Origin of the sequence: Andreprevotia sp. IGB-42, from assembly GCF_009848685.1 — a bacterium.
Lineage (GTDB): Bacteria > Pseudomonadota > Gammaproteobacteria > Burkholderiales > Chitinibacteraceae > Andreprevotia.
In genome coordinates, this window is record NZ_WXTX01000047.1 from 1 (window position 1) to 1108 (window position 1108).

1 protein-coding gene is annotated in these 1108 nt (G+C 56.0%); it reads right to left on the minus strand.

The window, feature by feature from the left end:
• Window positions 1-396, minus strand: a 396-nt coding sequence (locus IGB42_RS21810) for a TolC family protein (RefSeq protein ID WP_159675656.1), incomplete at its 3' end; no start/stop codon positions are given.
• Window positions 397-1108: the final 712 nt, after the last annotated feature.

The window sequence follows — 1108 nt, forward strand, 5'->3', positions numbered from 1 at the left end:
GCTGGCGGCCTGCACTTCCTGCAGCCGGGTTTCACGCGTGTAGCCCAAGCGACGCGATTCGCTCTGGGTATACAGGCCATCGAACAGGATCTGCCGCAGCTCGACCGAGGCGCCAGGATGGTTGAAATCATAGGAGCCGGCGATGGGGCGGGTCTGCCATTCCTTGTTGTACGAAGCGGCCACATCGACGCGCGGCAGGTAGCGGCCCTTGATGGCTTTCTGGTCTTCGCCGGCAGCACGGTAATCGTAATAGCGCGAGCGCAGTTCCGGATGTTTGCTGATGGCCTTTGCCGTGGCTTCGTTCAGCGTTTCGGCATGGCCGTTTGCGGACATGACGCACAGTGGCAAACCGATCAAATACGCTGCAGCGAGCACCCTTGCCTGCTTGTAGTACATGGTACGTTCCCTTCGGTTATTTCAATGCGTGATGGCGGGCAGCACATGGGCACCTCCCTGAATGCGGAGCATGCAGGAGGGCGGCACGTTGCGCTGCAAAAAACGCTGGAAAGAAGTCGGATTGGCGAAACAGCGTGAAAATATCACGTAATTATTTTTCTTACAAAGAAAACCATCAAAATAAAACCATACAGTGGCGCATAGGTTGCTGATATACCTGAGTTAGTGCCATATTTTCACTAGCCTTCGCACCGGTGGCAGTTGCCATGCAACGCATGGTGAACGTCAGTATTGTCTTACATACCCGATCAGTGATGCTGTGTTTTTCATGCTCTGCCGCCGCAATCAACGGCCGTCAGAAAAAGCCGTCCATTCCAGCCATACAACCAGCTTTCCACAGCTTGCGCGGTCATTGACCTGAAGCATGTGCGCAGGAGGGTTCAAGGCCACTGTAGAACCTCGCCCGGGCGCTAGCCACCGGCAGAAATACCAGCCCGGTTCCACATGCGGGCCATTGCCCGCCGGCACGATCAAGCCGCGGGCCGTTCTGCCCGGCATATACGCAGTGCATTGCGTAATGGATGCAATGGGGAGCGGAAAAGCGAAAAGGCCGGGAAACCGGCCTTTTCGCAGTGAGACAAAACCCGTTTACTTCTTCGGGGTATCTACCTTGGTATTGGCCTTTTCGTAATCCTTCAGCGTGGCCAGCGGC